The 25628-nt window shown below is 46.2% G+C and carries 27 protein-coding genes; 7 read left to right on the top strand and 20 right to left on the bottom strand.

Annotated features, from left to right (window positions below; translation table 11 throughout):
- Nucleotides 1-193: 193 nt before the first annotated feature.
- From AC3WRW_RS22255 to AC3WRW_RS22205, 11 genes are all read right to left on the bottom strand, one after another.
- A complete protein-coding gene (locus AC3WRW_RS22255; protein WP_492548483.1) occupies nucleotides 194-634 on the bottom strand; it encodes a hypothetical protein in 441 nt (146 codons plus the stop codon).
- A gap of 144 nt (nucleotides 635-778) precedes the next feature.
- The gene (locus tag AC3WRW_RS22250) at nucleotides 779-994 is read right to left on the bottom strand and encodes a hypothetical protein (RefSeq protein ID WP_492548482.1); all 216 of its coding nucleotides are present in this window, start codon (nucleotides 992-994) and stop codon (nucleotides 779-781) included.
- A gap of 43 nt (nucleotides 995-1037) precedes the next feature.
- Nucleotides 1038-2822 carry an asparagine synthase-related protein gene (locus tag AC3WRW_RS22245; protein ID WP_492548481.1) on the bottom strand — a complete coding sequence of 595 codons (1785 nt, stop codon included), beginning with the start codon at nucleotides 2820-2822 and terminating at the stop codon, nucleotides 1038-1040.
- 16 nt (nucleotides 2823-2838) lie between these two features.
- Nucleotides 2839-3282 carry a lasso peptide biosynthesis B2 protein gene (locus AC3WRW_RS22240; RefSeq protein ID WP_492548480.1) on the bottom strand — a complete coding sequence of 148 codons (444 nt, stop codon included), beginning with the start codon at nucleotides 3280-3282 and terminating at the stop codon, nucleotides 2839-2841.
- Nucleotides 3275-3538 carry a PqqD family protein gene (locus tag AC3WRW_RS22235; RefSeq protein WP_492548479.1) on the bottom strand — a complete coding sequence of 88 codons (264 nt, stop codon included), beginning with the start codon at nucleotides 3536-3538 and terminating at the stop codon, nucleotides 3275-3277. The genes AC3WRW_RS22240 and AC3WRW_RS22235 overlap by 8 nt, the downstream gene beginning before the upstream one ends.
- Nucleotides 3539-4754: 1216 nt before the next feature.
- Nucleotides 4755-4964 (bottom strand): hypothetical protein, encoded by a 210-nt coding sequence (locus AC3WRW_RS22230; protein WP_492548478.1) that lies wholly within the window; start codon nucleotides 4962-4964, stop codon nucleotides 4755-4757.
- Between the two features lie 200 nt (nucleotides 4965-5164).
- Complete coding sequence (locus AC3WRW_RS22225) at nucleotides 5165-6298, bottom strand: response regulator (RefSeq protein WP_492548477.1); 1134 nt, start codon at nucleotides 6296-6298, stop codon at nucleotides 5165-5167.
- Nucleotides 6295-9378 (bottom strand): hybrid sensor histidine kinase/response regulator, encoded by a 3084-nt coding sequence (locus AC3WRW_RS22220; RefSeq protein ID WP_492548476.1) that lies wholly within the window; start codon nucleotides 9376-9378, stop codon nucleotides 6295-6297. Before AC3WRW_RS22220 ends, AC3WRW_RS22225 begins: the two co-directional genes overlap by 4 nt.
- Before the next feature lie 77 nt (nucleotides 9379-9455).
- Entirely contained in the window at nucleotides 9456-9962 is a 507-nt protein-coding gene (locus AC3WRW_RS22215; protein ID WP_492548475.1) for a hypothetical protein, read from the bottom strand.
- A 335-nt stretch (nucleotides 9963-10297) separates the two neighbouring features.
- Entirely contained in the window at nucleotides 10298-10816 is a 519-nt protein-coding gene (locus tag AC3WRW_RS22210; protein WP_492548474.1) for a hypothetical protein, read from the bottom strand.
- Nucleotides 10794-12911 carry an ABC transporter transmembrane domain-containing protein gene (locus AC3WRW_RS22205; RefSeq protein ID WP_492548473.1) on the bottom strand — a complete coding sequence of 706 codons (2118 nt, stop codon included), beginning with the start codon at nucleotides 12909-12911 and terminating at the stop codon, nucleotides 10794-10796. The genes AC3WRW_RS22210 and AC3WRW_RS22205 overlap by 23 nt, the downstream gene beginning before the upstream one ends.
- A 332-nt stretch (nucleotides 12912-13243) precedes the next feature.
- On the opposite strand from AC3WRW_RS22205, the gene AC3WRW_RS22200 reads away from it, so the two are divergent.
- Entirely contained in the window at nucleotides 13244-13639 is a 396-nt protein-coding gene (locus tag AC3WRW_RS22200) for a VOC family protein (RefSeq protein ID WP_492548472.1), read from the top strand.
- A 113-nt stretch (nucleotides 13640-13752) separates the two neighbouring features.
- Here the strand turns inward: AC3WRW_RS22200 and AC3WRW_RS22195 are convergent, their stop codons facing one another.
- A complete protein-coding gene (locus tag AC3WRW_RS22195) occupies nucleotides 13753-14610 on the bottom strand; it encodes a BBE domain-containing protein (protein ID WP_492548484.1) in 858 nt (285 codons plus the stop codon).
- A 238-nt stretch (nucleotides 14611-14848) separates the two neighbouring features.
- Between AC3WRW_RS22195 and AC3WRW_RS22190 the strand changes: the two genes are divergently transcribed.
- Nucleotides 14849-14971 carry a hypothetical protein gene (locus AC3WRW_RS22190; RefSeq protein ID WP_492548471.1) on the top strand — a complete coding sequence of 41 codons (123 nt, stop codon included), beginning with the start codon at nucleotides 14849-14851 and terminating at the stop codon, nucleotides 14969-14971.
- 14 nt (nucleotides 14972-14985) lie between these two features.
- Here AC3WRW_RS22190 and AC3WRW_RS22185 read toward each other — a convergent pair whose 3' ends face one another.
- Genes AC3WRW_RS22185 through AC3WRW_RS22175 form a run of 3 tightly spaced genes read right to left on the bottom strand, consistent with a single transcriptional unit; the run spans nucleotide 14986 to nucleotide 16547 of the window.
- Complete coding sequence (locus tag AC3WRW_RS22185; protein WP_492548470.1) at nucleotides 14986-15372, bottom strand: retropepsin-like aspartic protease; 387 nt, start codon at nucleotides 15370-15372, stop codon at nucleotides 14986-14988.
- On the bottom strand, nucleotides 15369-15626 hold the full coding sequence (locus tag AC3WRW_RS22180; protein WP_492548469.1) for a hypothetical protein: 258 nt from the start codon (nucleotides 15624-15626) through the stop codon (nucleotides 15369-15371). The genes AC3WRW_RS22185 and AC3WRW_RS22180 overlap by 4 nt, the downstream gene beginning before the upstream one ends.
- A 60-nt stretch (nucleotides 15627-15686) precedes the next feature.
- The gene (locus tag AC3WRW_RS22175; RefSeq protein ID WP_492548468.1) at nucleotides 15687-16547 is read right to left on the bottom strand and encodes a DMT family transporter; all 861 of its coding nucleotides are present in this window, start codon (nucleotides 16545-16547) and stop codon (nucleotides 15687-15689) included.
- Nucleotides 16548-16682: 135 nt separating this feature from the next.
- Between AC3WRW_RS22175 and AC3WRW_RS22170 the strand changes: the two genes are divergently transcribed.
- Nucleotides 16683-17135 (top strand): MarR family winged helix-turn-helix transcriptional regulator, encoded by a 453-nt coding sequence (locus AC3WRW_RS22170; protein ID WP_492548467.1) that lies wholly within the window; start codon nucleotides 16683-16685, stop codon nucleotides 17133-17135.
- A 173-nt stretch (nucleotides 17136-17308) separates the two neighbouring features.
- Here AC3WRW_RS22170 and AC3WRW_RS22165 read toward each other — a convergent pair whose 3' ends face one another.
- Nucleotides 17309-17866, bottom strand: coding sequence for a PadR family transcriptional regulator (locus AC3WRW_RS22165; RefSeq protein ID WP_492548466.1), 558 nt, complete (start codon nucleotides 17864-17866; stop codon nucleotides 17309-17311).
- Between the two features lie 233 nt (nucleotides 17867-18099).
- Here AC3WRW_RS22165 and AC3WRW_RS22160 point away from each other — a divergent pair, with 233 nt between their 5' ends.
- From AC3WRW_RS22160 to AC3WRW_RS22145, 4 genes are all read left to right on the top strand, one after another.
- Nucleotides 18100-19317: an alpha/beta hydrolase family protein gene (locus AC3WRW_RS22160; protein WP_492548465.1), complete on the top strand. Its 1218-nt coding sequence runs from the start codon at nucleotides 18100-18102 to the stop codon at nucleotides 19315-19317.
- A 96-nt stretch (nucleotides 19318-19413) separates the two neighbouring features.
- The gene (locus AC3WRW_RS22155) at nucleotides 19414-19671 is read left to right on the top strand and encodes a hypothetical protein (protein ID WP_492548464.1); all 258 of its coding nucleotides are present in this window, start codon (nucleotides 19414-19416) and stop codon (nucleotides 19669-19671) included.
- Nucleotides 19672-19678: 7 nt separating this feature from the next.
- Nucleotides 19679-19813, top strand: coding sequence for a hypothetical protein (locus AC3WRW_RS22150; protein ID WP_492548463.1), 135 nt, complete (start codon nucleotides 19679-19681; stop codon nucleotides 19811-19813).
- A 15-nt stretch (nucleotides 19814-19828) separates the two neighbouring features.
- Nucleotides 19829-20017 (top strand): hypothetical protein, encoded by a 189-nt coding sequence (locus AC3WRW_RS22145; protein WP_492548462.1) that lies wholly within the window; start codon nucleotides 19829-19831, stop codon nucleotides 20015-20017.
- Nucleotides 20018-20103: 86 nt separating this feature from the next.
- Here the strand turns inward: AC3WRW_RS22145 and AC3WRW_RS22140 are convergent, their stop codons facing one another.
- The 4 genes from AC3WRW_RS22140 to AC3WRW_RS22125 all read right to left on the bottom strand — a co-directional run bounded on the left by AC3WRW_RS22140 (nucleotide 20104) and on the right by AC3WRW_RS22125 (nucleotide 25571).
- Nucleotides 20104-22101, bottom strand: a complete 1998-nt coding sequence (locus tag AC3WRW_RS22140; RefSeq protein ID WP_492548461.1) for an alpha/beta hydrolase fold domain-containing protein — start codon at nucleotides 22099-22101, stop codon at nucleotides 20104-20106.
- Between the two features lie 283 nt (nucleotides 22102-22384).
- Nucleotides 22385-23563 (bottom strand): NupC/NupG family nucleoside CNT transporter, encoded by a 1179-nt coding sequence (locus tag AC3WRW_RS22135; RefSeq protein WP_492548460.1) that lies wholly within the window; start codon nucleotides 23561-23563, stop codon nucleotides 22385-22387.
- A 154-nt stretch (nucleotides 23564-23717) separates the two neighbouring features.
- The gene (locus AC3WRW_RS22130; RefSeq protein ID WP_492548459.1) at nucleotides 23718-24572 is read right to left on the bottom strand and encodes an SDR family NAD(P)-dependent oxidoreductase; all 855 of its coding nucleotides are present in this window, start codon (nucleotides 24570-24572) and stop codon (nucleotides 23718-23720) included.
- A gap of 9 nt (nucleotides 24573-24581) precedes the next feature.
- The gene (locus AC3WRW_RS22125; protein WP_492548458.1) at nucleotides 24582-25571 is read right to left on the bottom strand and encodes a sigma-70 family RNA polymerase sigma factor; all 990 of its coding nucleotides are present in this window, start codon (nucleotides 25569-25571) and stop codon (nucleotides 24582-24584) included.
- Nucleotides 25572-25628 lie beyond the last annotated feature (57 nt).

Here is a 25628-nt window from a genome sequence, read left to right as displayed (position 1 = left end):
AATAAAGATAGTGCTAGTTCTAAAACAATTATTGTCGGTGTCACAAGGAAAGACACCTTCTTATTAAACACTTTGAAATTGCTGAAATTAACGAAAAATAAGTATGGTTGCTTTAGTTTCTTAATGCTGCTTTTAAGATAAATTAATCCAAGAATTACACACAAAATTTTTGAGAAGATGGTGATGGTTTGGATCATATTTCTACCTGCCTTGAAAACTTAGTTACTTCCTTGGTGATTTGCCGATCAGATAGATTTTCAAAAGATATTATGCTTTTGTTTATTGACCCATTTATTAAAAATATAATCGATGGGTATTTTTGTATTTGAAAATTACTTAAAAATTCAATACTTTGAAAATCCAATTGATACTCACCTTCCTTAATCAAGGACACTATGTGACAGCTAGATATTTTACTTAACTTCCGAACTATTTTTCTGTATAAATCAATTTCATTCAATAAGATTTGTTTATCGGTCACCACTATAAACCCACTATAATTTCCCATTTGCTCAAGAAACTTTTTCGGATCTATTGCTTGACGAAGATACTCATCATCTTTTTTTAATATGAAATGCAAACGGAGTAGTACAGATAATAAGATAATACAAATAATGAACAATAGTATTTCCATTTGCTTCTCTCCTATCTTCTAGTTGAAGTTAGCACAAAGTTTTAAAGACCCTTTTCAGGGTCTGTAGCTAATCGGTAGAACAGTATTACACTATTTATAGGGAGTATTTTTTAAAAAATTAGAATTATAGCTGAATTACATTACTTAACAAACATCGCCGAACGTGCTGCATTTCGCTGTGGATTGACAGCAATAGACTTCTTTTCCTGCGATATATCCACAGAACACATAATCTCGTCTTTGAGTGTCATAAGATCCCGTTCTGTCGAATGTAAAGCCTTCACTGCCCCAATCGCAGTCACCTTTAATTACATTCTCACTTTTCCCATAATCGAGCATAGATGGTTTGACATATTTCATAAATAAAATCCTCCCTATTTTCCCCATAAATAGTGTAATAATCTTAAACCGAAATCTTTTTAGTATAGATTGAATACCACATTTCAATTGAAAATAGTGTCCAAAATCCTTCCTTCACATCTATTCCATTCCTCCATTTAAGCAACTCTTCTCGCCATTTTTCTTCTGTTATCAGATTCATCTTCGTAATGATTCGAGGATGGCTTAAATCACTGAATATTTGGGGCCAATTTTTCCGCATATTTTTATAAAAATATGCTACATGAGTTGTTTTATCTTCTCTTGTTGTTATTCTCTCTGTAAGTAGATCTCTCATTGATTTCCTGAGTATATTTTTCTTTGTCTCCAGTGAATAACAAAGTTCTCCCGGGATTTTATAAATGAACTCTACTAACCGTTTATCTAAATACGGATGCTTAATATCCGCTCCATTAATGGCTCCTAGAACCCTGTCGGTATATAAATGAGATTTAGCACTTGAAATTTGAAAGAAAAGATGCTTTTGGTGGTAGTACTTTATGCCTTTGATTTTGTTATGCATCTCCATGTAAAACCTATTGGTGCCCTCAAACATATACATACTCTCAATTTTAGGATTTAGAGCGTACGTTTTTAAATTTTGAATTGCTGAGCTATTCATCCTAATTGACCACTTGGTGATATATTCTAAGAGTAAACTGATTTGAAACTTTCTTAACATGTCCCTGGTTACATACAATGATCCAGTTAATAAGTGGTCACCTGCATACCCACTCAAAATATTAATCATACCTTTATTAACAGATTCTTTTACTAGGGTACTTGTGAAATTATAGGTAATCGAATTCACGTTCGGTTCGTACGAAAATGGGGTATTTTCATTGAATCCATCAAATATTGAGACTTCATCACAATTCACAAAATTACCAGTATCATTGTATCGATCTAACAACTCAAGAATATATTCACTTTCATCACATTCTTTTAATTTTTCAAATACAGCACTTACCGAGGAGACAAAATACCGATTCTTTATATTTTCTGGGGTTTTAGATAATGCATATATTGAGGTTGAATCCAATCCACCACTTAACATAATAGAGTTTTTATTTTCTTTTACTAACCTATCCTTAACCGCTATATTTAATATTTCTTTAAACTCTTCTAAATACTCACTTTCATTCTCATATCTAATCTCATCTGTAATATTCGATAAGTCCCAGTACTTTGATAGTTCTCGAACCCCATTTTTAATTTGCAAGATACAACCACTTGGCACTCTATAAACATTTCGATATGGAGTATTTGAAGAATCAATAATTCCATTTCGATAATAAAATTCCTCGAAATAATCCTCTTTCAGCCTATTCATATCAATGAAATCTTTTACTAAGAAAATATCACTTGCAATAATAAATTCTTCACTCTTTTCCATCCAAAATAATGTTTTAATGCCTATCGGATCTCTCACTAAAAAAGTTTGTCCACTCAAATTATCTTGAAGAACAAATGAAAATTCTCCGATTAATTCACTAAATATTTTAAAACCTATATTTTTGTATAACTTTTCCACTAATTTTTCACTGCTTATATGAATTGAAATTTTGTCCGAAAAACAATATTTTTCAATCAGTTGCTTTTTGTTATGTATATCCACATCTCCAACAATCGATATTCCATTCCCAGATATTAAATCTTCTGGAACCCCATTGTTGCACGCTATGTAATACTCAAATCCGTCTTGAATACTCCTCCCTATCACATTATTCGCTTGAATCCCATATTCATTTAAAATTCGGTAATTTATATCAAATTTTCTTTTTTTGTTTATTAATCCCTTTTTCGACACAAACACAGTAAACCACTTAATGATTACCACCCTCTCTTTTAACACTAGTGCGCAAGATTATATTGTATTTTTTTGTATGTTCATCATCAGCAAAGAGATTTCTTTCATTTATATGAAGCCATGCATGTGCCTCAAATGGGAACTTCCTTATTCCAATCACTATTTCCACTGGTAATGCGTATTTTTTTCTGAGAATTTTAAACCCTAAAAAAGACTTTTGAATGCAATCAGCTTTTCTGGGGTACCAGGCACAAACAACATCAATTAAATCAAACAGTTCAAATATTTCTTTTGCTTTTTTATATATTGTTTCAGGATTTTTCTCTACTGTTTTTAAAGTGTACTTTTTAGAATATTTCTCAAATACCTTGTTAAATCCATCTTTTGATAATTCAAAATCGAAAAAGATTATCATTAAATACAATTCAAAGAACTTCAAAATTTTTTTGATTTTATACACTTTTTGTTATTACCTCCGCCCCCACTAAAGCATTAAGCAATTCGTCCAAATCAGCCTCAATTATATTTTTATCTACCTCAAACTCAATAGAAATCTTGTTAATTACTTTTGAAATCTCATTGTCTTCCACAATTAACTTCCAAATGATTGTGCCCATTCTGTCCAATGAATAGAACTTGTTTCGAGTCATATTTATCAAGATAATTTCATCTTCTTCCTCGTAAACAATGACGTCTTTGTTTACATGAACTTTCATTTCTTACACCCCATATAGTTGATTGTCCATTAAATCGTGAAATACTAAGAACCGAGATACAGGAAAATAAACCTATTTTCTTCGTTAAATTGGCCCATAACACTACTAATTGCGCCCGCAAAGCATTCATCAGTAGTATTTCTATTTATCATTTGCTAACTCGTTATAAAGATTACCATGCTTTGGAAATTAATACAATACTTCTCTTGGATAATTTTGCTTATTTTTGTCTTTTCTTGAAATTTCATTGTTAATACATGAACAATACACTCCATGACGGTCACTTGGTAACTCTGAGGATAGTTGTTTGGCATAAGGATGAAGTCAGTGTATTTGTTCGGAGAAAATGAAGTATTAGCCTATGAAAGGCTCAAACTCATGCCCTCAGTTTACTATCCTTCGTACTTATATCGTGATTTCAAAAAGTCAAGTGTTTTAGAGTTGGTGTCGTTAAAGTGCTTTATAGTACTTCACGAAGCGCATAGGTCATGTTAATTATAGTTGGTCGACCATTCATTATCGTAAAAAAACATGTATTGATAAAATTAAACAAAAGTTGTAAAATATAAACAACCGAGATATGAGAAAAGCAACCTATTTTCGCAAAATCGGCCCATAGCACTACTAATTGCGCCCGCAAAGCATTCATTAGTAGTGTTTTCATTTGCCATTTACTAGCTTGATATAAATACTACCTCACTTTAGTAAGCGTCAAACGAAGATAAAGTGAGGGCACGTTCCATTCAATATGCTGAATGACTATCATCTTCACAGCTTTCTATTCCCCAAACACTCAATCTCCCCCTTTGGCATAAAACAGACGTCTTTGTTGTGAGAATTTCTCAGACAAAGTCCCCAGATTAAGTATTAAAGATACTCTCATATCCCATAGGCGTTTTCTAAAGAAACTATTCATTGAGTTTTAAAAGACAGTAGATCATTGGATCCCTAAAGGGCTACTCTCGGGAGACATTCGAAGTCAGCCTCCATCTCCGGAAAAACCACAGGTTGCACTTCCGGCTATCGTCCTAATTGTTCCAGATACATTAATTATTCGTATTCGACAGCCATCCGTGACATACACATTTCCGCTGTTGTATGCCACTATTGCCATCGCTATGCATATTTGGGCTGCTATCTTACTTCTAGCATTTTCACATAGCTAAGCTATCCGCAACGCTCCTCTGCTTTTCCATCTGTAATCTCATTGCTGCCCCTACTCATTGTTCAACTGAAGTTCGCATGTAAGAGGAATCCGCCCAAAGACACGATCCAGATGAGCAGGAAGGCATTCCTTGCATTTTCCGTGGAGAGAGAGTCGAACATCATGAAGGACATGCCAAAAATAAACATCCATACGAGAATAAAGAGGACGTACAAGATTTGTAGTAAAGATGAGCAACAATAACGTTGCTTTACGGTTCATTCGTATAGCCTCCTTTTTCAATACATCGCTAACCTTGTCGAATCCTTCTCTATCATATCGTGCCCAGCTTGCTTTAGACTGCAAAGGAAACGCTTCACCTCAGGTGTTTTCGAAAACAATAGCGATAAAGAGAAGAAAAAACGAAAAACACGCCTCATACGGCGTGTCAGATAACGAGCGCATCGCTGCATCCTCTTCCCTTAAGAAAAAGGCCTTAACGGATTATTAACGATTTGGTCAAATTCAATCTCCGAAATATCCGCTGCCTGATCCAGCAGCTCTCGTGCAAGCTCATGATAGGACCTTGCGTCGGCTTTCCTGTTCATGAGCAGCAGCAGCGCGATCATTTTGGCATGGAGCCGCCCGTTTAGCGGGTCGAGCTCCGACCACTTTCGCATCGGATCCAATGCAATTTCGTAGCGCTGCTGCCGAACATATATGCCCACGATCGCTTCCAGCAGTTCCGTGTAGCCGAGCTCCAGTTCCCCCTGTCGTGGCGCTGCCCAAACATACCCGCTTCCCGCTAAATAGCCTCCCCCATATAATTGCACGGCTCTTAGCGCATGCGTCAATGACATTGTGCGCTTAAAGCGCCCAACCTCGTCCTCATAGGCAACGACATCATCGAATGCCGGGGACCAGTGCAGACTATAGCTGCCTCCTGCAATTTTCGACTGCTGGATCGGGTCCGTCAGGCCGCAAGACTCCAAATCTTTGCGCAACTGATACACCGTCGAATGCAGATTGACTTGGCTTCGTTCCACATCGCGACCTTGCCAAATATCGTCTATGATTTGCATCTTGCCGACGGGCTTGCCACGGTGATGGTGCAAATACGCCAGAAGCTCTTTTCCCTTCGAATTGCGGAACCGGACCTGCTCGCCCGTATCGGCAGTCACGGCAAACGGTCCGAAACGATTTACCGATACGCCGTGTTTGGGGCGCTCTTCCCCGCCATGGGCGTTATGGCTGCGTTTCAAGGACCGTGCAATCGTACGCGACAAGTCTTCCTTCATGATCGGTTTCAATAAATAGTCAAGCGCCTCTACTTCAAAAGCATCTCTGGCAAATTCCTGATAAGCCGTCAAAAATGCAATGTGGAGCTCCGGCCTGCACTCACGAAGCCGTCGCGCCAGCTCCAGACCGTGAATCGTAGGCATCTCCATATCCAGTAAAGCCAAATCGATCGGCTCCGGTTCCGTTAAGACGTACTCCAGGAGGGCCGTCGATTTATCAAACAAGCCGCATACTTTCACATTTTCGAACTCATCCAGCAGTTTGCCGATTCTTCGAAGAGCAGGCGGTTCATCGTCAACGGCGACGATTCGGATCATTCGATCCCCTCCTTGCTGCTTTCTAAAGCTATCGGGATGCGAATGGTGACTTTCGTACCGCCGGCATCGGCACTTCTCGATTCGATCTCTATGCCTGTGCCGAACAGTTTCAGCATTCGTTGGTGTATGTTCCGCAATCCCACACCACCCATGCTTCCGTCATTCTTCATAAGCATCGCTTGCGCCCCCGGGGGCATGCCTACGCCATCGTCTTCAACCGAAAGCGTTGTGAAATCGGTATCGACACTTGCGAATACCGTCACGGTGCCGCCATCCTCTTTTTTCAATATGCCGTGCCGCACCGCATTTTCGACGAGCGGCTGAAGCGTAAGCGGAGGCAGCATACAATCCGCTGCTTCATCTACCTCAATGTGAACGCGGAGTCGTTCACCGAACCGTGCCCGCTCAATCTGGAGGTAGGCTTCGGTCAGTTCCAACTCTTTGCGCAGCGGCACAAGCCGCTCCTTGTTCTTAAAGTCGAAGCTGCCTCGCAAATACCGGCTGAGATTCAGCAAGAGATCATGCGTCATCTGCGGATCTTCGAGCGAAAAGGTGATGATCGTGTTCAGCGCATTGTATAGAAAATGAGGCTTGATCTGCGCCTGCAAAAAAGCCAGCTCCGAACGGACCGCCTCCTCGGCGGAACGCCTCATCTCCAGAAGCGTGCGCGTGCGCGCCCGCAATTCATAAGCTTCGAACGGCTTGGTCAAATAATCGTTCGCCCCGGCTTCAAAACCGAGCATCACATCCGAGGGCTCGTTTCGCACCGTCGTCAGCAGAATAGGCAGCTCGCTAAGCGGATACGTTTGTCGAATTAGCCTGCATGTTTCGTAGCCCGACTGTCCGGGCATCATCACATCGAGAACAACAAGTCCGATCATGCCGCCCAGCCGGTCCAGCGTTTCGATCGCTTCTTTCCCGCTGGATACGGCGATGATTTTGTAAGGCTCGTCCGCCAGCACCGCTTGAAGCACCCGCAGGTTAACCGGGTCGTCATCGACCGCCAATATGCAATGCTCCCGCCTCTCCCCGCTCTCCGGAATCAAGACTGACGCTGCAGCCGTTTCTCGCCAGCCCACTGGCAAGCTGGCAGCCGCAGGCTCTTCTTCGCTCGCCCGGGAATGCGCGCGGGATACGCCGCTCACAGGAAGCGTGACCGTAAAGACAGAGCCTTTCCCCGGCTGCGATCTTACCGAAATCTGTCCGCCGTGCAACTCGACCAGCTTCTTCGCTATGCCAAGACCAAGTCCCGTTCCTCCGTATTCTCTGGCAACGGATGTGCCCACTTGTTCGAACGATTGGAAGATGGTCTCCAGCATATCCGCTTCGATACCGATACCGGTATCCGCGACCGCCAAGTGCAGCATCTCGCCTTCGGTCCAAGCGGAGACCACAACCTCGCCCTCCGGCGTAAATTTGATGGCATTCCCGATCAGATTGTACACGATTTGCAGCAGACGGCTCTCGTCGGCATGCGCATTTGGCAGCTTATCAGGCCAATCGAAGCGCAGATGAACCGGCTTATTCCCGATATAATGGCGGAACACTTCCTGCTGCGCCGACACAGCTGCGCGGATATCGACGGATTTCAAATCCAATTGAATGCCGCTGTGCTTCAGTCGCGACAGATCGAGAATATCATGAATGAGATTGGACATGCGGCGGGCTACGGCGATGACAACTTCAAGCTGCTCCCGCTGCTGGGCGTTCAGCGGTCCCGACTTTTCTTCGGCGAGCGCCAGCGAAAGATTCATAATGCCGTGCAGCGGCGTCTTCAGCTCGTGTGAAGTGTTAGCCAGAAATTCGTCCTTCATCCGATTCGCAGCAATCAATTGTTCCGACATGCGGCCGATAATGCGATAAGCGTTCGTAAATCTGCGGGCGATCTCCATCGCTTCGATGAACACTAGCAAAATGAAGCCGTACGGAACGAGCTGCAGATCGGTCCAAATGATCCGGCCATCGCTGTATATAATGTCGTGGCATGCGGCGATCCAGAAGATAAGCCACCCGGAGAGCTGAAGCAGCGCCCCTTCCCGCCCCCTCCAGAATGCCTTGACACTACCGTATAAAATATAGGCCAGACTCACCAGCGAAACGTATTTGAACGCAGCCATAAACTGCGTATACCATTCGGCAGGAAGCAGCAAGACCGTTCCAATGAAAACACAGCCAACGAGAGTGAGCACTCTGATGATGACCGGATGGAATTCCTTCGGGTACAACTCTCTCACGAACAGCAGTGCTGCGGTAATTCCGCCATAATAAGTCAAATATTCAAGCATGATCAGCAGCCTGATATCAGTATGCGGGTATAACTGGACAATGTACATCTCGCCCACAGCCCCGAATCGAACAGCGCCCAAGAGACAGCATAGACCGAAAAATAAGTTCGAGCGTTCCGAGCGTCGCATCGCGAACAATGCGAGCTGATACAAACCGAGCAGCGCGCAACCGCCGAACACGGCCATTTCCACGATCTCTGTACGCTGCTTCAGAGCAAACATTGACGATTCAGCGCCCAACGTCAGACTGTACCAAATGCCGCCTTGCGGATAAAGCTCGTTCGCCACCTGAATGAACAGATCGAACGACGGTCCGGGCGGGTTGAACGTCACGGTCTGAGGCAGATAGGCGTTGCGTACAGCTTCCCGCACGCCAGCGACGAAGCCCGCTTCCGCAATGACGCGGCCGTCTGCATATATGCGGTAAGCGGGTGCTATAGCAGGGATCTGAAGTGCTAACGTACCCGCGTCCGCATGTGTAAACACCTTGAGCCGGTACGTGGCGTAACCGTGACCCGGCAGGCCGCTGCTCTTCCATTCGCCGGGAACTTCCGCGAAAAAAGGCGGCTCGCCGTTCTCCTTCGAGAGAAGCTGCTGCCAATGCAAGGACCAACTGCCGTTAAGCCGGACGGGGCCGTCTTGATTCAAATCCCACTGCCTGAGATCCAGAACGCCCTGTTCTGCCCGAGGGGGGCTGCCAACGGAAGTTATGGGAACGGCCGACAGACACAACGCCATCAGGACAACTCCCACGGCGATTAACACCGCGAGTCTTCCGCGCCAACTTTTTACCATAGATAAACCAGCTCCGACTTCAATGTATGAGGATTCGGTTCTTATTCTAGCATAAATCATCGGGGCCCCCAGCACTTTTAACGATAACGATTGCAGAATTCGGCATACTCGCGAAACGCCGTCGTGTAGATTTGCACTTTTCCATATCCGGTTTCGTATGAATGAGACTTTGTCGCCAGCTTTTGGTACAGACGGTTCGTATACGCGTTGTCCGCCGACGTCGGAATTCTAACTTCCTGCACATCGGGGTTCGCGTCCCGGATTTGCTCAGCCAACACCTGCAAGCCCCGAATGAACGTCCGGTTGTTCCGATACTCCTCCTTGAAACAGCTGTTGCCAAGCACCGCAATTTCCTTATGCTCAAACTTAGCTTCCGCCAATCCAAGCACAAAGCCTCCGATCCCAACGACCTCATCGCTTTCATTTACGATAATGGCGGCTCTGCCTTGCCTCATGTAATTTGTAACGTCTTTCAGCACAAGACTCACGGGGTAGCCTGGGATGATGGAACCTCGATGTGCGATATAAAAATCTGTAAATCTGCTCCAATCCCGTGTACTTACGCAGATATCGAATCGGACCACGATTTTCACCTCAAATATTTTAATATTCTGAATAGTTAGAATTTACACTTGAAATAATTAAATATATATTATATAGTAACTAATAATTAAATAGAGGAGGTGAACACAAATGGGTGCACCTGCATGCAATCCGCCATTGGCTGTACAAAATAACGATCGTTCATCCGCGTATGTTAGAGAATAGTGATCGGCAGGGCCGAGCCGTAACCAGAATGAGAGGTGAACGGACATGGGAGATCCAGGTACGCAAAGCGCAGCTGCTAATAATCCCCGTCAAGACCCACCGCCAAGACCAAGAGAGTAAGTGAAACGGAAACCGGCTGCCAAGCCGGTTTTTAAATTTTGCTGTGCGATATATGCTGTTCAACATACCGGCCCAATCGATCAGGCGTCGTAACGTAAAACATGAGCAGGCCGCACGGGTGCGTCTCCGTTCTGCTCTCCGTGGCGATTTTCCCGAAAAGCCTTCGATGACCGCCCTTCGGAGTGATGTAAAATCCAATTTCATCGACAGTGTCATACAAGTCTTTTTCACGCTCAACAAGGGCATCCATAGCTCTAATGAGTGTCTTCCCTCTGCGAAATTCAGCCTCCAGATAGAGAAGGCGAACTTCGATCCGGGAACGATCTTCAGAGCCGTCTTCTTTGGTCTCAAAGGTGTACGCAAGAACGCCCCGAACCTGACCTCCCGCATCCAAGGCAAGCATCAATCCTTTATCGTAAATAGCGATCTCGAGCGATGCCATGATCGTACTCCACTTGTAGGGAAGCCCCAGGTCCTCGGCATACCTGCAAAGAAACCGGATCCCATCCTCTTTCAACTGTTCCGATTCAGCGACTATCCATTGCAGCATGAATTTTCTCTCTCCCTTGCATTCGAGTTTGTAATGTGGCTTCCAGCGCTTCCCGAATGGAGGAATGGCGCATCATCAGCGGATGGAAATGCTCGTACGACAGCGACAGCAGTAAGCAAGGCGTTGCCGTAACAACGGTGGCCGTTCGCGGAATATGCTGCATGAGCGCTATTTCTCCGAAATGATCGCCGTCTTCCAAAACCGCAACTTTGCGTCTTTCCCCCGAATTTGAACTGACGATAATCTCTACTTTGCCTCGCGCGATCAAGTAAAACTTTTCCCCCTGATCGCCTTGTTCCATTACCGCTTCGCCTGCTTCGAATTTCTCGGCAACAAAGAGCCGGGATATTTGATCCAATGCTCCTTGCTCAATCCCCTGAAAAAAAGGCAGCTGCTGCAACCGATCCGCCTGCACCTGCGCGCTTCCGCCTCCTCTGGACAGGACAAATCCCTGCTGCTTGTCCCACATTCGGCGGTACACACCCTGCTGTTCCATCAATTGTTTATGCGACCCTGATTCGGCTACCCGACCTTTATCGAGAACGATGATACGATCGGACAACGCCGCATACGCGAGACGATGCGTCACGGAAATAATCGGTCTGCTGTGTCCGAGCGACAGAATCGTTTCATTCACGGATTGTTCGGTTTCCGGATCAAGCGCAGATGTGGCCTCATCCAGGAACAAAATGTTCGGGTTACGCAGAAGCGCCCGGGCCAGCGCAATCCTCTGCCGTTGACCGCCGGATAAATTATCGCCATGATTGCGAACAACGGTATCATAGCCATCGCGAAATCCGATAATCGTCTCGTGAATCCCTGCCGCCCTCGCAGCTTCCTCCATCTCTTCCTCCGTCGCATCCGGCTTGCCCACGACAATGTTGTCCCGGATCGAGGCGTGGAACAGGATCGAGTCCTGAAAGACGATGCCCACTTGCCCAAGCAGCGAAGCATAACGGGCCTCTCGAATATCCCTTCCGTCATACAAGACCGCTCCGCTTTCCGGATCGGCAAACCTCAGCATCAGCTGGAGCACCGTGCTTTTCCCCGAGCCGCTGGCACCGACGATAGACGTATGCCCGCTCAGCGGTATGCTAAGATCAAAATGTCGCAGCACAGGCTCCCCTGGCACATAAGCAAAAGTGACATCGCGCAGCTCGACATGCGTTCGGACGGTTGGCAGTTCCTGAACCCCCCGCTCCGTCACATCGGGCTTCCACTCCATCACTTGCTGCAAGCGCTGCAAACTTGTTCGCGCCGCCAAGAAATGCGGCAGTACAGCGGATATGCCATACATCGACTGGCCAACCGTAATAAAGATCGAATTATAGGCGATAAATTCGCCAATCGAGAGTCTGCCGTCGAAGGTCAAATAGCTGCCGTATCCGAGAATGATTGCCGTCAAAATCGAGATGGCAAGCACAGGCATCCGGTTCAAATTGGAATCGACGAAACTCCTTTTCACACCGATTGAAGCCATCGTATGAAGAATTCCTTCCACTTTCGTCAACATGCTTTGGCGCAAATCGAACACTCGGATAACCCGATATGCCTTCACGCTCTCATCCAACGATCCGTTGAACTGCTCAAGCTGCCCATAATAATCATTGGCTAGCGCAAGCGAACGGCTTCTGAACAGCCTGTAAGGTATGAATACTAAGATCGAGCCGCCAAGCGCCAGCAGCGTAAGCTTCCACTCCATCGTAAAAAGGATGCTTAGTCCAATCACGACGCTTAAGACGGACAGCAATCCTCCGCTGAACGTCTGGAGCACAGCCGTCTTAATCGCCGGAATATCTTCGGAATGCCTGGCAAGCAGATCACCGACTTGAAACCGCTCATAAAAGCGATGAGACTGCGGCTGCATGTGCCGGAATAGAGAGATCCGGTAATCAAACAGCAACTTGGCACCCCATTTGGCTTTGGCATAATCGCTGGCAATTCCGGCAATCACGTTAAGCAATCCGAGAGCAAGCAATACGCCTACAATCATCGCCAGTGCCTCGATATCACGCGGCATCAGAGCTTTATCGATTAAATATTTATAACTGAGCGAGGAAAGGTAATGGAACAGAAGGTCAAATAAGACTCCCATTATGATGAGGAAAGTAAATAAAGGCGACGAGCGAACCGAAGTAAGTATAGTTTTCCAGAGCACTTTTGCCAGCTCCTTTGTACGATGCTTGCAATCGAAATTGCAAAGCTAGCATTATAGATTCACTTTAACGGATGAAACTACTGCGCAAACTGAAAAGAAAGCGCTTCATGTAAGGTTTGACCGAAAATTTCTGAGCAGCGTGTCGAAACTTAGCCCATCATCGGTTATAAAAGCATGGCATTTATCCCATAACAATACTAAGCAGGAAAATCAAACAGACATACATAATTAATAAAAGGAATACAGAAGACAACACTTAGGAGGTAAATATGGGCAGATTAGTTCATTTTGAGATTCATGTCGATGACATGGAGCGTGCCAAGAAGTTTTATGGCGAGGTATTCGGATGGACATTTGAAGATTGGAGCAGTTATGCTGGAATGCCCTATTTTGGAGCTGTGACGGGTGATGCCAATGAAATGGGTATTAACGGAGCGTTAATGCAGCGCCAAGGTCCTCCCCCGGAACCTGGCAAGCCTTTGAATGGCTATGCCTGTACAATGGGAGTAGCGGACTACGATGCTACTGAAGCGAAGATTATTAGCCTTGGCGGCAAGGTAGCCATGCCTAAGTACGCCCTTCCGGGTATGGCGTGGCAGGGCTATTATACGGATACGGAAGGTAATATTTTGGGTATTCATCAGCCGGATAAGAACGCCAAATAAACTTCCTTTCTTCATTGCAAAAACCCAGTCCGCATGCGGACTGGGTTTTCATGATGTGAGGGAGATTACAGGCTCCCGCTTAGTGAATTCACGGTTCAATATAACCTCAAACACTACCTGCGTGCTGGCGGGATGCTCTGTGGAAAGTGGAAGATGTTCTTAGGGTCGTAATGGGCCTTTACTCTTGTCAGTCTGGCAAAATTACTGCCATAGTAAGCCTGCTGCCAGTTTTCGATTTGGAGGTCTGGCGTATTCACGTAGACACCACGGGTATAAGGGAGCATTGCCGAACGGAAGTTTTCTACCCACCGGATTCCCCGTCTCGACTCGGCTTGTGTGTTCCAGGTAGCAGTCGGAGTCATATTATACAAAGCCCGGCGGTAGTAGTAAGCTGTAGCGCGATTCGGCACCTTAGCTACCGCACCCCCTAAGCCGTGCAAGAAAATGGAGACGCCAGAAGTAGGCGGCGATTCAATGTACCGCCGAATTGTCGCAATGGCATCTTCGGGCAGCCGATGATAAACGTAGGGTCCGACACTTTTAAAAGGAAAAGGAGTTGTTGGCGTAGTCTTCGCTACTAGTCCAACGGACTCAATCCAAGGGATCTCCTTGATAACGACCTTCCGCGGCGACCCGGACCGAAGTAATGGCTGGAGTAATTGTCGCACCGTGGCAACGCCGCGCTTGCGGTTCACATCCACCTCGTGCATGTCGCTCACGTCAATTACGATTCCTCCGTCAACGACAGATAAGCCCTCGTAACTGTGACGGCCGGAGCGCATACGGATCGGTACGTTATTATAGCGAGCCCAACGAAGGGCGTTGATGGCATCTTGAGTCTTCTGAGCAAAGACGATCACTCGCGGAAATTTGTTAAAGTAGGTGTTGAACTCCCGACGGGCCGAGTTGTATTCAGAATTCCCTGGCACAACTATACGTCCCGTTAGTTCCGCTTCCTTGCCACGTCTCATTATTCGAGGAGCGTATCGTTTATCGATTAATAATCCCAGACCTTTGCTTTCCTTCTTATTCTTCCTCAGGCTTCGCAGCACATTAATGTTGACTTTCAATTTACGCATAGGCTTTTTTACGTTCAATCCGTCCACATCCCTATCCGCATTTTTTGCTTGTACCGAAGCAAAGCGACCGCTGTAGACCATGTTCTCGTAAACATAGGATGTTAGCCTGAAAAAAAATGCTTGGATGATTGTGGAGAACTGTTGGAAAGATTATTTTGCAGTAAACCGCCGGAAATTGGTCACACAATTTAAAAAAGTGACGATGCAGTGGAAGCGTCTTTTGAACGCAGCCGACTGCATCGTCGCCATTTGAGAGCGTAACATCCTTTATTTTATAGATGCGTAGGCCTGCATTTGTACCGCATCAACCACCAGACCCGCTCTTTGGATAAAGTCAAAACCAATGATCCCATCGATCTCTATACCGTAATCCATACTTCCAATTTCAACTTGAAAATTATCTATGCATACTTCATCAAAATAAATCGCATCAAAGTTCTTTGTGTATACGTACTCGATTCCACCGACACCTTGAATGGAATCCACCACATCTTCGGACTCAGGAACAACTCCGATTCCACCAACAATATCTGCCTTAAAGATCGTCCCCGCAGATCCGGTGTCCAATAAGACTCTTTCCAGCGTCAAATTTTGTCCGCGAAACTGAATGGTTACCGTAACAAAGGGCAGACCAAAATTCACGTTTAGATTCATCTAGGCCCCCGAATACCGACGTATCGTTCACGGGCAACTAAAGCGGGACGGGACGTATGAAAAAAGCAATATTCGCGGTGGGGGTCTTGCTTATGCAATTCGTAATATCGGCGCATCGCCGACGTTGAATCGTCAAAACGATCAACAACAACAACTTCTTCAATATAGCGGTTGCCATTTGAGGAATGTGCTTTCGTTGCTTCAAGAACAACCCATTCATTCGAAAATCGTTCCTGCACCTCTTCCCAACGCATCCCCTCACCCCCTGTTACTTGGATTGTACTCATTATAACATAAACACAACTGGATCACTGTTATAGCAAGGAAATCAAAAAAATCCCTATGGACGTACAGCCAATTCCCACCCACTGATTCCATGAAGGTTTTTCACCGCCTAAAAACACGCCCCAAAGCAGCGTCACAACGGCAAACAAGGATGTTGCGGTAATCACAATAGAGGTATCCTCTAAGCCCAGCCCAAGGTTATAGCAAACAAGAGCTATTGCATCAAGAATGCCAACGATGATGATCAAGCCTGCGTTCTTTTTATCCGGGAGTACTATACGTTTCTTAAAAAATGCATACACAACAGGAAGCAAAATCGTGGCCTGCAGGCGACCGATCCAAACCGTTACCAGACCGCCTAACGCTTCATGTGAATAACGCAGTCCAAAGAACGCCGTACCGAGAAACAGCGCAGCCAAAATCGCCCAAACCGCTCCGCTCTCCAGCTTCCGGCCAGTTCCTCTCTTCCCTCTTTCAGACAGGACCAATGTTGTAAGAACGATGCCGACTAGCGTCAGTACAATAGCTGCAAGTTTCACTGTGCTGAGCCGCTCTCCAAACACGATGGCCAGAATAACGGTGAAGACCGAGAAACTGGACGCGATAGGTGCAACGACGGAAGACTTGCCGGAAACCAGACCTTGATAAAGAAACAGAATACCGATCAGGTCCAGTGCCATCCATAAGCTGGCTGCCGCTACATGCGAAAAAGAATGCAAGTTAGGCCACTGTCCATACCAAGTCACAGCTGACGTCAGAAAGACGAAACCAACGACCTGCATGTAAAAAAGGGTAGAGAAAACCCCTGTACTTTTGCTTGCTCTACCCGCAAAGAAATCAGCTGTACCAAACGAAAAAGCCGACAAAAGTCCGAATAGTATGCCATTCAAGGAAGATTCCTCCTTCGCCATATAGTTGTTCAAGCAACTATTTCTTACGCAAATAAAATTATCACGAATTACTTGCGTAGTCAACAAAATATCAAGTATGATTTATATAAGCGAAGGTTCAGGAGGCATTACCTAATGCATCGACTAGAAGAAGAGCAGTTGTCCGTATGGCGTGCGTTTGTAAATGCACATGCATCCGTAATTGAACGGATTGAAAAGGATTTATCCGAGCAGCGGAAAATACCGCTGACGACTTACGATGTCTTGGTAGCGTTGTATCAATCTCCAGATAAAAAGCTTAGGATGACCGATCTTGCTAAAAAAGTGGTTATCACCCGCAGCGGTCTGACACGCGTTGTCGAACGATTGGAACGTGAAGGATTCGTAACAAGAGAACGGACGGAAGAAGATCGGCGGGGAGCTTTTGCCATTTTGACGCGGGAGGGTAAAAAGGCGTTTCTTGCCACATGGCCTACATATGCGGACGGGATTTCGAACTATTTTCTCAGCGTCCTAGACGAAGAAGAACGTGCGATCATCGAGAGAGGACTGTCCAAAGTATATCGCGCCCTGCAGGACGAACGCTGATAATCGATGAGCAGGAAGCGTGTTTATAAGGCATGCTCCCAGCGCTAACGCTACGGTCCGCGCGGGCGAATTCATGAGGGGTTCTTCTCCCGAACATATACAAAAGAAAGAAGCACTCTTGGGTGCTTCTTTCTTTTGTCTGCTTCTCCCACAAATAGGCTGATCGCCATTTGCTATGCACGAGCCTCATTTTCCTTTAGCCTATCGATCATTCTTTCGCACCACTCTTTGCATACGCCCTCAAATTCGATCCCCATCTCGATAACCGCAACGGACGAAAATATTGGATGATCCGTGGTCAAGCGCTCAGTCTGCTCTCGCAATGACGAAATTTTGGCCCTATACGCCTTAATACGCTGCTCATGTTCTTGCTTTCTCTCTTCCATAATCGGTATCAGAACTTCTGGAGCCACCAGCCATGAGTTGTACTGCATGAGAATAAATTCATCCCAGTTCCCCGGTTCACTCGGCCTTATAATCCATTCCTTCAGGTGTTCGATCCCCATGTCCGTTATTTTATACACTTTCTTCGCAGGTCGGTACGATTCCCGTTCATAGGATTGAAGCTGCACCAGACCCTCTGTCTCTAACTTAGAAAGCGCGGGATAGAGCTGATTATTGTTGATTTTGTAAAATAAGTTGATCCTGCCCTTCATCTGCTGTTTCATATCATACCCGCTTAGCGGCTCACGCGCCAACAAACTAAGCAATACCATTTGAATCGAACTCACGTGGTAATCCCCCTCAACTAAACAAACCAGCCTTAATTATCGATTAAGGTTGACTCTTATAAATCCGAATAATTTAGGTCAATATTAACCTATTGCCGGGTCAATCACAACTCCACAATGAAAATATAAGTTATTTTTAACATAAGTTATATTTGACATTTAAACTTAAATGATATAGGTTAATATTAACCCATCAATGGATAACCCACATATGCAGACTAGGAGGAATTACGATGAATCTTGTCTTTAAAGATCAAACTTTTTCATTTGAACTCTTGAGAACCCTTAGCTATGCCCCTTATGGAGGAGCAGATGTTGGTGAATGTCTGTCAACCGCATACCGGATCGAAGAAGGTAACTTTGAAAGCTGGTACACCGAATGGTACAAAACTGCTGAACGCATCCATGCTCTGGCGATCGACAGCAGGGAGCAAGGTAATCGGATCAGTGCAAAAGAGTTCTATTTGCGTGCCTCTAACTACTACCGCACAGCCGAGTTTTTCCTTCACGGCAATCCAAACGATCCACGCATCTTGGAAACATGGGGACAAAGCCGGAATACATTCCACCAAGCTATTCAATTGATGGATACGTTAGTGGAGCAAGTCGAGATTGCTTATGAAGAAACCTATTTGCCGGGGTATTTTTACCGTGTGGATGATACACAGCGGCCTACTTTAATCGTTCACGGGGGCTTTGATTCTACAGGGGAAGAGCTCTATTTCCAGGTAGCCATGGCGGCTCTGCAGCGCGGATACAACTGCCTCACGTTCGAAGGCCCTGGACAAGGCGCAGTTATTCGGGAGCAGCAAATTCCATTTCGTAACGATTGGGAGAAGGTTGTTACTCCGGTGGTTGACTACTTGCTGACCCGACCTGAGGTTGACCCTCACCGAATCGCGCTTATGGGTATTAGTCTTGGGGGCTACTTAGCGCCTCGCGCCGCGGCCTTCGAACACCGACTAGCCGCTTGCATCGCTGATGATGGTCTATTTTCCTTTAAATTCAGCGAAATGGGCCGCGAGCCTGATCAAGAAATGGAAGAGGACTTGAATAATCAGACTTTCAATATGGAAGACTTTGTTCGTGATTTAATGAACCAAAGCACCAATGTTCGTTGGGCTGTCGAGAACGGAATGTTTACGTATAAAGCGGACTCCCTTATCGATCTCGTCGAAAAGACGGAGCCGTTTACGTTGGAAGGTGTGGCCGATAAAATCAAGTGCCCCACACTGGTATGCGAGGCTGAGGATGATCACTTCTTCGCCGGCCAGCCCCAGCAGCTTTATGCGGCGCTCACCTGCCCGAAATCATACATGAAATTCAGCGCTGATGACGGCGCCGGGGAGCACTGTCATTTGGGAGCGCTCCTGCTGTTCAATCATTACCTGTTCAATTGGCTGGATGATACACTGGCTGCTAAGGAAGGAAAGCCCGTTAACCGGGCTTAGAGGCAAGACTATTTAACCTTGTAAATGGAATCTGGCAAACAAAATAAAATAACCCTTTCAGCGAATTGACCTCCTTTCTGGTGCAGGACCATATACATGGATGCTAAATATGATACAACTTCGACCAACTATAAAGATGCGTTAGCTTTCACGGCTAAGCTGTACAAAGAGGGCGTGTACGATCCGGATTCGGCGACCAATGACGAAACAAAACGTAGAGAGCGCTTCTGGCGTGGGATGACGGGGGTTATGTCAGGCTTTGCAGGGCACTATACCTACCATTTACCGGAAATTCAGAAGCAAACGCCAAGCGCAGACCTTACGTATATTTGGGTTAAAGGCGCGGACGGCTAAGGATCCGATGAAAGCCGCTGAGCTGTTGAACTCCTGGCTGACGGATGACATTTGGAACGTGGTGAAGGACGGCTACGAAGGCAACGACTATACCATCAAGGACGGCCAAAAGGTAGCGCCTGCTAAGCTTCCAACCAACTAAATTCGCAAAAATACGATGAGACGCGCGAACGAAAAACCGATATATCAGGATTATCAAAAAGCATGGGATCAAATGATGATGAAAATCATTATGGGTAAAGAGCCTGTCGACAAATTTACGGAGCTGCAAAGCGGCTGGTACAAAAACGGCGGCGATGATTACGCGAAGCAGATGAATGATTACATCGCGAATTTGAAAAAGTAAACCTGCCAGTTGTTTCAACGAACCCAGGGAGCAGTTGCCACGGCAATTTGCTCCCTGGGTATTCTGGTATTCCACTAGCATTTTCGTTAATCCATCAAATACAAGTCACCAAACTCGTTAATATCCTTGGCTGTCGCTATTCCGCTGTTGTATTCCAGCCATCCTTTGCGGCCGCTACCGTCATTGTCATTCACAACCATGGAAAATTTCAATTTCGTTCCTTGCTTGATCAACGCGGTATCCGGGGTCAATTCACTCCAAGGGATAGCAAGCTCGTAGACCGTTTTCTGTCCTTGTCGTTTGACTGCTTCACGGATGTTAACGGAGCCATCGGTACTGAAGCCCTTCGGTGCAATCCAGCGCCAGTTGGTCAAGCTTCCATTGTCATTCAGAGCAACCCCCAGCTCGTGATATTCGAGAGGAACGCTGCCATCCGCATTGGCGAAACCGATCCCTAGCTGTATGCTATCTCCACTCCAGATCATACTACTGTCCGCTGGTTGAGAATGAACATCGTCAGTAACGTCCGCCGCAACATACAAGTAGTTCGCGTCCCAGGATAAATAGCCGACTGCGCTGGCATCTTCTTTTCCTTTCCAATCGCTAATGGCAACGCCGTTCGCCTCGAAGCTTGCCTGATCCTTCCATTCGTCCAGATTACCGTCTATCGTTATTTGCTTCTGTATGTTATGAACTAAAAACGCAGGAGACGAATCCTCCGTGATTTGCAGGAGTGTGCCTGAGGCGTCGAATCCTTTGAGGATTCGTTTGCCTTTTGCCAATTCAGGGATGGTGAGTGTCTTGCTTTCCCCTGGTTCGAGCTGATCCACACGGATTGAGAATTTTCCCTCATTCGATTGCTCCGTTTCGTAAGCGACTTGCAGAGAGCCGCTGAACTTGCTTTTTGATGCGTTGGTCATTTGCAGATGCGTTTTTATTTTATGGTCTGCGGCATCCCAATAGGAAGTGAAGCTTTCTAATAGAGGATCGACGACTTTGACGTTCATTGCAAAGCGTGGCGCAGACTGCTGGCTTTGATCTAGCGAGACGAAAATCGAATGATTCCCTCGATTCAAACCTGCAGGAACATGAACCCTTAGAAACTGGGGATCTTCATTTTTCCCTAACGACCATCCATTAGGCAAATGAACTTTGATCTGCCCATTAGCTCGATTGCGGAATCCTTCAGGCAATTGAACGTCAAAAGCATCGCCGGCAACGGCTTCGATGCCGACTCTTTCCGGGAGCCATTCTGTCTTCGGACGATTCATGACGTTCCAGAGAAAGTGCGATGTATTTGCGACAATTTCGTCGATATACTTTGCGTTCTTGTAATCGTGCCCAACACCTTCCATGGTGAACAGCGTGTGATAAACTCCGCTTTTTTCTAATAAATCGTTGAGCTGCAGACTCTGTTGGTATGGGATTAATTTGTCTATTGTCCCATGAATGATGAGAACGGGTGGCAGCTTTTCATGTACGCTATTCATCAGTAACCCGCCGTAAATATCGATAATTGCAAATATCGGTTTTACGCTGGCAGGATTGCGATCCCAATATTCATTCGCATAATTCATCGCTAGCTGGCCGCCAGCCGAATCCCCGCCTATAGCCAGGTGGGCCGCGTCCAGCCCATAAGCTCCAGCGTTGCTGTTAATCCAGCCAATGACATCGGAGATATCCTCGAAAGCGTCAAAAACCGTATGTGTAAAGTCAGCAAAAGGGTCGCTTTTCAGTCTGTAGTCCATGGAAAGAACGGCGTACCCCCGTTTGGCTAATTCTTTGGAAAAATGCTCCGCATCTGTTCTGGTTCCTTCCTTAAAGCCTCCTCCATGGATGAAAATAAATACGGGTCTCATCTTGTTGTTATCGCCCTCCGGCTCATATAAATCGAATTTCAGGGGCTCTTCGGTTTCAGTTTCATTTTTCTTAGTCGCATAGACGATATCGCGCTTTATGTAAACATCGTACACGGGTGATAGATAGCTGACAGGGATACTCTCAGGGGCCTGCCGGCTAACGAATAGCCAAACTCCTAGTACAATCACTAAAATCGGAAGAACGTAAATGAGCAGCCGCTTCATTATGACAACCTCCTCTTGACCCTTAAATCTGACAGTGTGACACCAATTTACTGTTTAGCTTAGATTTTCCTTCGTATTTTCACAATGATGTATTCCCCGGTAATTGAGTGCAATATTACGCAAATTTCTATTCACCCTCTTTTGACAGCTTGTGTAAATGGCACAATGACAAAGACAAAGACAAAGACACCCTATCGGGTGTCTTTTGTTTTGTATAGAGATGAGCCGTGGGTTGCCAAGGCCAATCCTTGCAAACCCTGCTCCCACGTTCTTTTTTAGCATATTACAGGAACAGTCCCGCTATTGTAGCTGACAATACACTGACAAGCGTTGCCCCGAACAGCAGTTTGAGACCGAAACGGGCCACCACATTGCCCTGCTTCTCATGCAGTCCCTTTACTGCGCCGGAAATGATGCCGATGGACGAGAAGTTCGCGAACGACACTAGAAACACCGAGACGATGCCGACCGTACGTGCGGACAAAGTCGTATGTTTGCCGAGATCAAGCATCGCCACGAATTCGTTGGATACCATTTTGATCGCCATGATGCTTCCCGCTTCCACTGCTTCCTTCCAGGGTATCCCCATTACGAAAGCAAAAGGCGCAAAGATATAACCGAGAAGTTGCTGGAAGGATATACCAAAAATGCCGGTGAAGATGCCGTTGACCATAGCGATCAACGCAACAAAGCCGATCAGCATCGCCGCGACAACGATCGCCACCTTGAACCCATCCATAATGTATTCACCCAGCATTTCAAAAAACGACTGCTTCTCTTCATCCAGTACTTCCAGAATATCCTCTTCTCTCGAAACCGAATACGGGTTAAGGATCGAAGTGATAATGAAGCCCCCGAATAAGTTTAACACGAGTGCCGTAACGACATACTTCGGATTAATCATTTGCATGTATGCGCCGACAATTGACATTGAAACTGTTGACATAGCGGAAGCGCATAACGTATAAAGGCGATGCTTCGGCAGCATGCCGATCTGCTTTTTAACGGAGATGAATACTTCCGATTGCCCTAGAATTGCGGACGCGACCGCGTTATAAGATTCCAGCTTGCCCATCCCGTTGATTTTACTGAGCACTAGACCGATATATTGAATAATAAAAGGCAATATCTTTGTGTACTGCAAAATCCCTATGAGGGTGGATATAAAAACGATCGGGAGCAAAACCGACAAAAAGAATGTCATTTGACCTTCATTGACAAGACCTCCGAACACAAAATCAACGCCTTCTCCCGCATACGATAGCAGCTTCTCAAATAACGAAGCAAAGCCGCCAATGAGGATCTCGCCGACGGCGGTATGCAGCAAGGCAAATGCAAGCAGCGCCTGCAGGACGATCATGACGAAAAGCGGTTTGTAGCGGATGCTCCGGCGGTCACTGCTTACCGCATACGACAGACAGAACACGACTAACACTCCCAGTATAGCGATTAAGTATCTCATGATGTGTAATTCCTCCGATGTGAATGTACTTTCATTATTCCTTTCTTGAGCACTCTTATCCCATTTTCTTGAAAAGAGATCATAAATAAAAACCATCGAATGACTTCGATGGTTTCTGACTTATCGCAGTGCTCAGACCTAAAGCATTGCCACTTCAATCCACGTAGGCGCCGCAAGTCACATTCACAGCCGCGGCGGTAATGCATCGGGCGCGATCTGATGCCATGAGAACCGCCATTTCCGCGACTTCGGCCAAACTCGGCATCCGTTTAAGCATGGTACCCTTAGCATTTTCCTCCAAGATCTGCTCAAAGGTTACTCCTGCACTTTCCGCAAGGAGTTTCATCGCTCCCATCACACCTGGAGTATCCGGCGAACCTGCCGAGCGCAAGCAGACCACACGGATCCCTTTCGGACCTAGCTCAACGGACAACTGACGACACAAAGCTTCGATCGCCGCTCCTGTTACGCCAAATCCGCCAGCCTCGGTGAACGGTATTCGGGAAACATGCGCAGTTAGAGCCAAAATAACGCCTGAGCCCTTGATAGCCATATGCCGACCGGCAGCGGTTGCTGTGATAAAATGGGTTCTCATCGCCGTTTCGATTGGATAGCTGAATCTCTCTTGAGTCATCTCCAAAAGCGGCGTTCCCATCCCAATTTTATATCCGATTAAATTGAACGAAATATCGATTTGACCGAATTGGCTAATGATTTGATCCAGATGATTTTCGACTTCTTGGCTGTTCAACGCGTCCACTTGCGCAGCATATGCTTCGCCTCCGGCTGCCGTAATCTCCTCCTTAATGGCAATTACTTTTTCAAGCGTGTGTCCTGCCAAAAAAACCTTCGCACCTTCCTTGGCAAAAGCACGGGCTACCGCTCCGCCAACCGCGCCTCCCGCACCGTAAATAACAGCTGTTTTGTTTTCTAGCAACAAATGAACCACCCCATCTATTAGAATAAAATCGCTATATTCATATAGACCGTCCAGTTTACTAAAAATCATCGCTGTTTTTTAAAAATTTTCTTTAGAAAATGATGCCATTAATCGCTCGGGAAGCCCAAACCGATCCAGCAACGCACCGTTCAGGAAACCTGTTACGGAGGCGATTTGCGACCCGCGCAAAGAAAGGACATCCAAACAAAAAGCAATATACGCATTCTCTTGGGTGTCCCACATATAACAACCGACTGCGAGTTGCCCGTTAGCCCGGGTAGGGATATACCGCCATCGAAAGGTAAACGGTCTTAGCGTTAGGAAGCGAGAGATCGCTTCATGACCGTGATACCAATTCGGAATCGGCGGCATCGACCATGTGGCGTCTTTGGTAAGCAGCGCGAGAATAGCCTTAATGTCCGCACGTTCCAACGCATCGATATAGTCATTAACGATCGTTTGAAGCTTATCGTCGCCGAGCGATCGCATGATGGATTGTTGACTAAGCTCGGGATGGTGCTGTTCAAGTGTTGCTCTTGCACGTTGAAGCAAACTGTTGACAGATGCGACGCTCTTCTCCAACGTCTCTGCGATTTCTTGCGCGGAGAAGCCAAGCACCTCCCGAAGAATAAGCACTGCCCGTTGCTGCGGCGGCAACAACTGGTAGGCAGCGATGAAGGCGAGCTCGACGCTCTCTCGCTGCTCGTAACGGGCATCGGGCAAGGCATAGATGTCTTGCGCGAAGAGCAATTGGTCCGGGAATGGCTCAATCCACACCGTTTCGGGCAGCGGAGCCATTAAAGGATCTTCCGGGATTGCGGGCGGGCCGTACTCAACGGCAATGAATCTCCTGGTCCGTTTTGCTAACTTATCCAAGCAAGTATTTGTAGCAATCTTGTACAACCACGTCCGAACGGAGCTGCGCCCGGCAAAATCGGACAACCCTCTCCAAGCACGGAGCATGCTTTCCTGTAAGGCATCTTCCGCATCTTCTCCCGACCCGAGCATTCGGTAACAATGAGCCAATATTTCCTTTCGATACGGTTCTACGAGGGTTTCATATTCCAATTTGTCTTCCTCCAATATCGGGATATGTTTTGAGGCTATCTTAGATTTTCGATTTAT

This window comes from Paenibacillus sp. FW126-R14 (assembly GCF_058789495.1).
The sequence above is the reverse complement of the archived record's forward strand: the minus strand, read 5'-3'. Positions and strand labels throughout refer to the sequence as shown.

Coding starts and splice junctions, on each gene's coding strand:
- AC3WRW_RS22255 (WP_492548483.1), bottom strand. CDS start 634: ATGGAAATACTATTGTTCATTATTTGTATTATCTTATTATCTGTACTA.
- AC3WRW_RS22250 (WP_492548482.1), bottom strand. CDS start 994: ATGAAATATGTCAAACCATCTATGCTCGATTATGGGAAAAGTGAGAAT.
- AC3WRW_RS22235 (WP_492548479.1), bottom strand. CDS start 3,538: ATGAAAGTTCATGTAAACAAAGACGTCATTGTTTACGAGGAAGAAGAT.
- AC3WRW_RS22230 (WP_492548478.1), bottom strand. CDS start 4,964: ATGAACCGTAAAGCAACGTTATTGTTGCTCATCTTTACTACAAATCTT.
- AC3WRW_RS22225 (WP_492548477.1), bottom strand. CDS start 6,298: ATGATCCGAATCGTCGCCGTTGACGATGAACCGCCTGCTCTTCGAAGA.
- AC3WRW_RS22220 (WP_492548476.1), bottom strand. CDS start 9,378: ATGGTAAAAAGTTGGCGCGGAAGACTCGCGGTGTTAATCGCCGTGGGA.
- AC3WRW_RS22210 (WP_492548474.1), bottom strand. CDS start 10,816: ATGCTGCAATGGATAGTCGCTGAATCGGAACAGTTGAAAGAGGATGGG.
- AC3WRW_RS22205 (WP_492548473.1), bottom strand. CDS start 12,911: ATGGGAGTCTTATTTGACCTTCTGTTCCATTACCTTTCCTCGCTCAGT.
- AC3WRW_RS22200 (WP_492548472.1), top strand. CDS start 13,244: ATGGGCAGATTAGTTCATTTTGAGATTCATGTCGATGACATGGAGCGT.
- AC3WRW_RS22195 (WP_492548484.1), bottom strand. CDS start 14,610: ATGAGACGTGGCAAGGAAGCGGAACTAACGGGACGTATAGTTGTGCCA.
- AC3WRW_RS22185 (WP_492548470.1), bottom strand. CDS start 15,372: ATGAATCTAAACGTGAATTTTGGTCTGCCCTTTGTTACGGTAACCATT.
- AC3WRW_RS22180 (WP_492548469.1), bottom strand. CDS start 15,626: ATGCGTTGGGAAGAGGTGCAGGAACGATTTTCGAATGAATGGGTTGTT.
- AC3WRW_RS22170 (WP_492548467.1), top strand. CDS start 16,683: ATGCATCGACTAGAAGAAGAGCAGTTGTCCGTATGGCGTGCGTTTGTA.
- AC3WRW_RS22160 (WP_492548465.1), top strand. CDS start 18,100: ATGAATCTTGTCTTTAAAGATCAAACTTTTTCATTTGAACTCTTGAGA.
- AC3WRW_RS22155 (WP_492548464.1), top strand. CDS start 19,414: ATGGATGCTAAATATGATACAACTTCGACCAACTATAAAGATGCGTTA.
- AC3WRW_RS22150 (WP_492548463.1), top strand. CDS start 19,679: ATGAAAGCCGCTGAGCTGTTGAACTCCTGGCTGACGGATGACATTTGG.
- AC3WRW_RS22145 (WP_492548462.1), top strand. CDS start 19,829: ATGAGACGCGCGAACGAAAAACCGATATATCAGGATTATCAAAAAGCA.
- AC3WRW_RS22140 (WP_492548461.1), bottom strand. CDS start 22,101: ATGAAGCGGCTGCTCATTTACGTTCTTCCGATTTTAGTGATTGTACTA.
- AC3WRW_RS22135 (WP_492548460.1), bottom strand. CDS start 23,563: ATGAGATACTTAATCGCTATACTGGGAGTGTTAGTCGTGTTCTGTCTG.
- AC3WRW_RS22130 (WP_492548459.1), bottom strand. CDS start 24,572: ATGATTTTTAGTAAACTGGACGGTCTATATGAATATAGCGATTTTATT.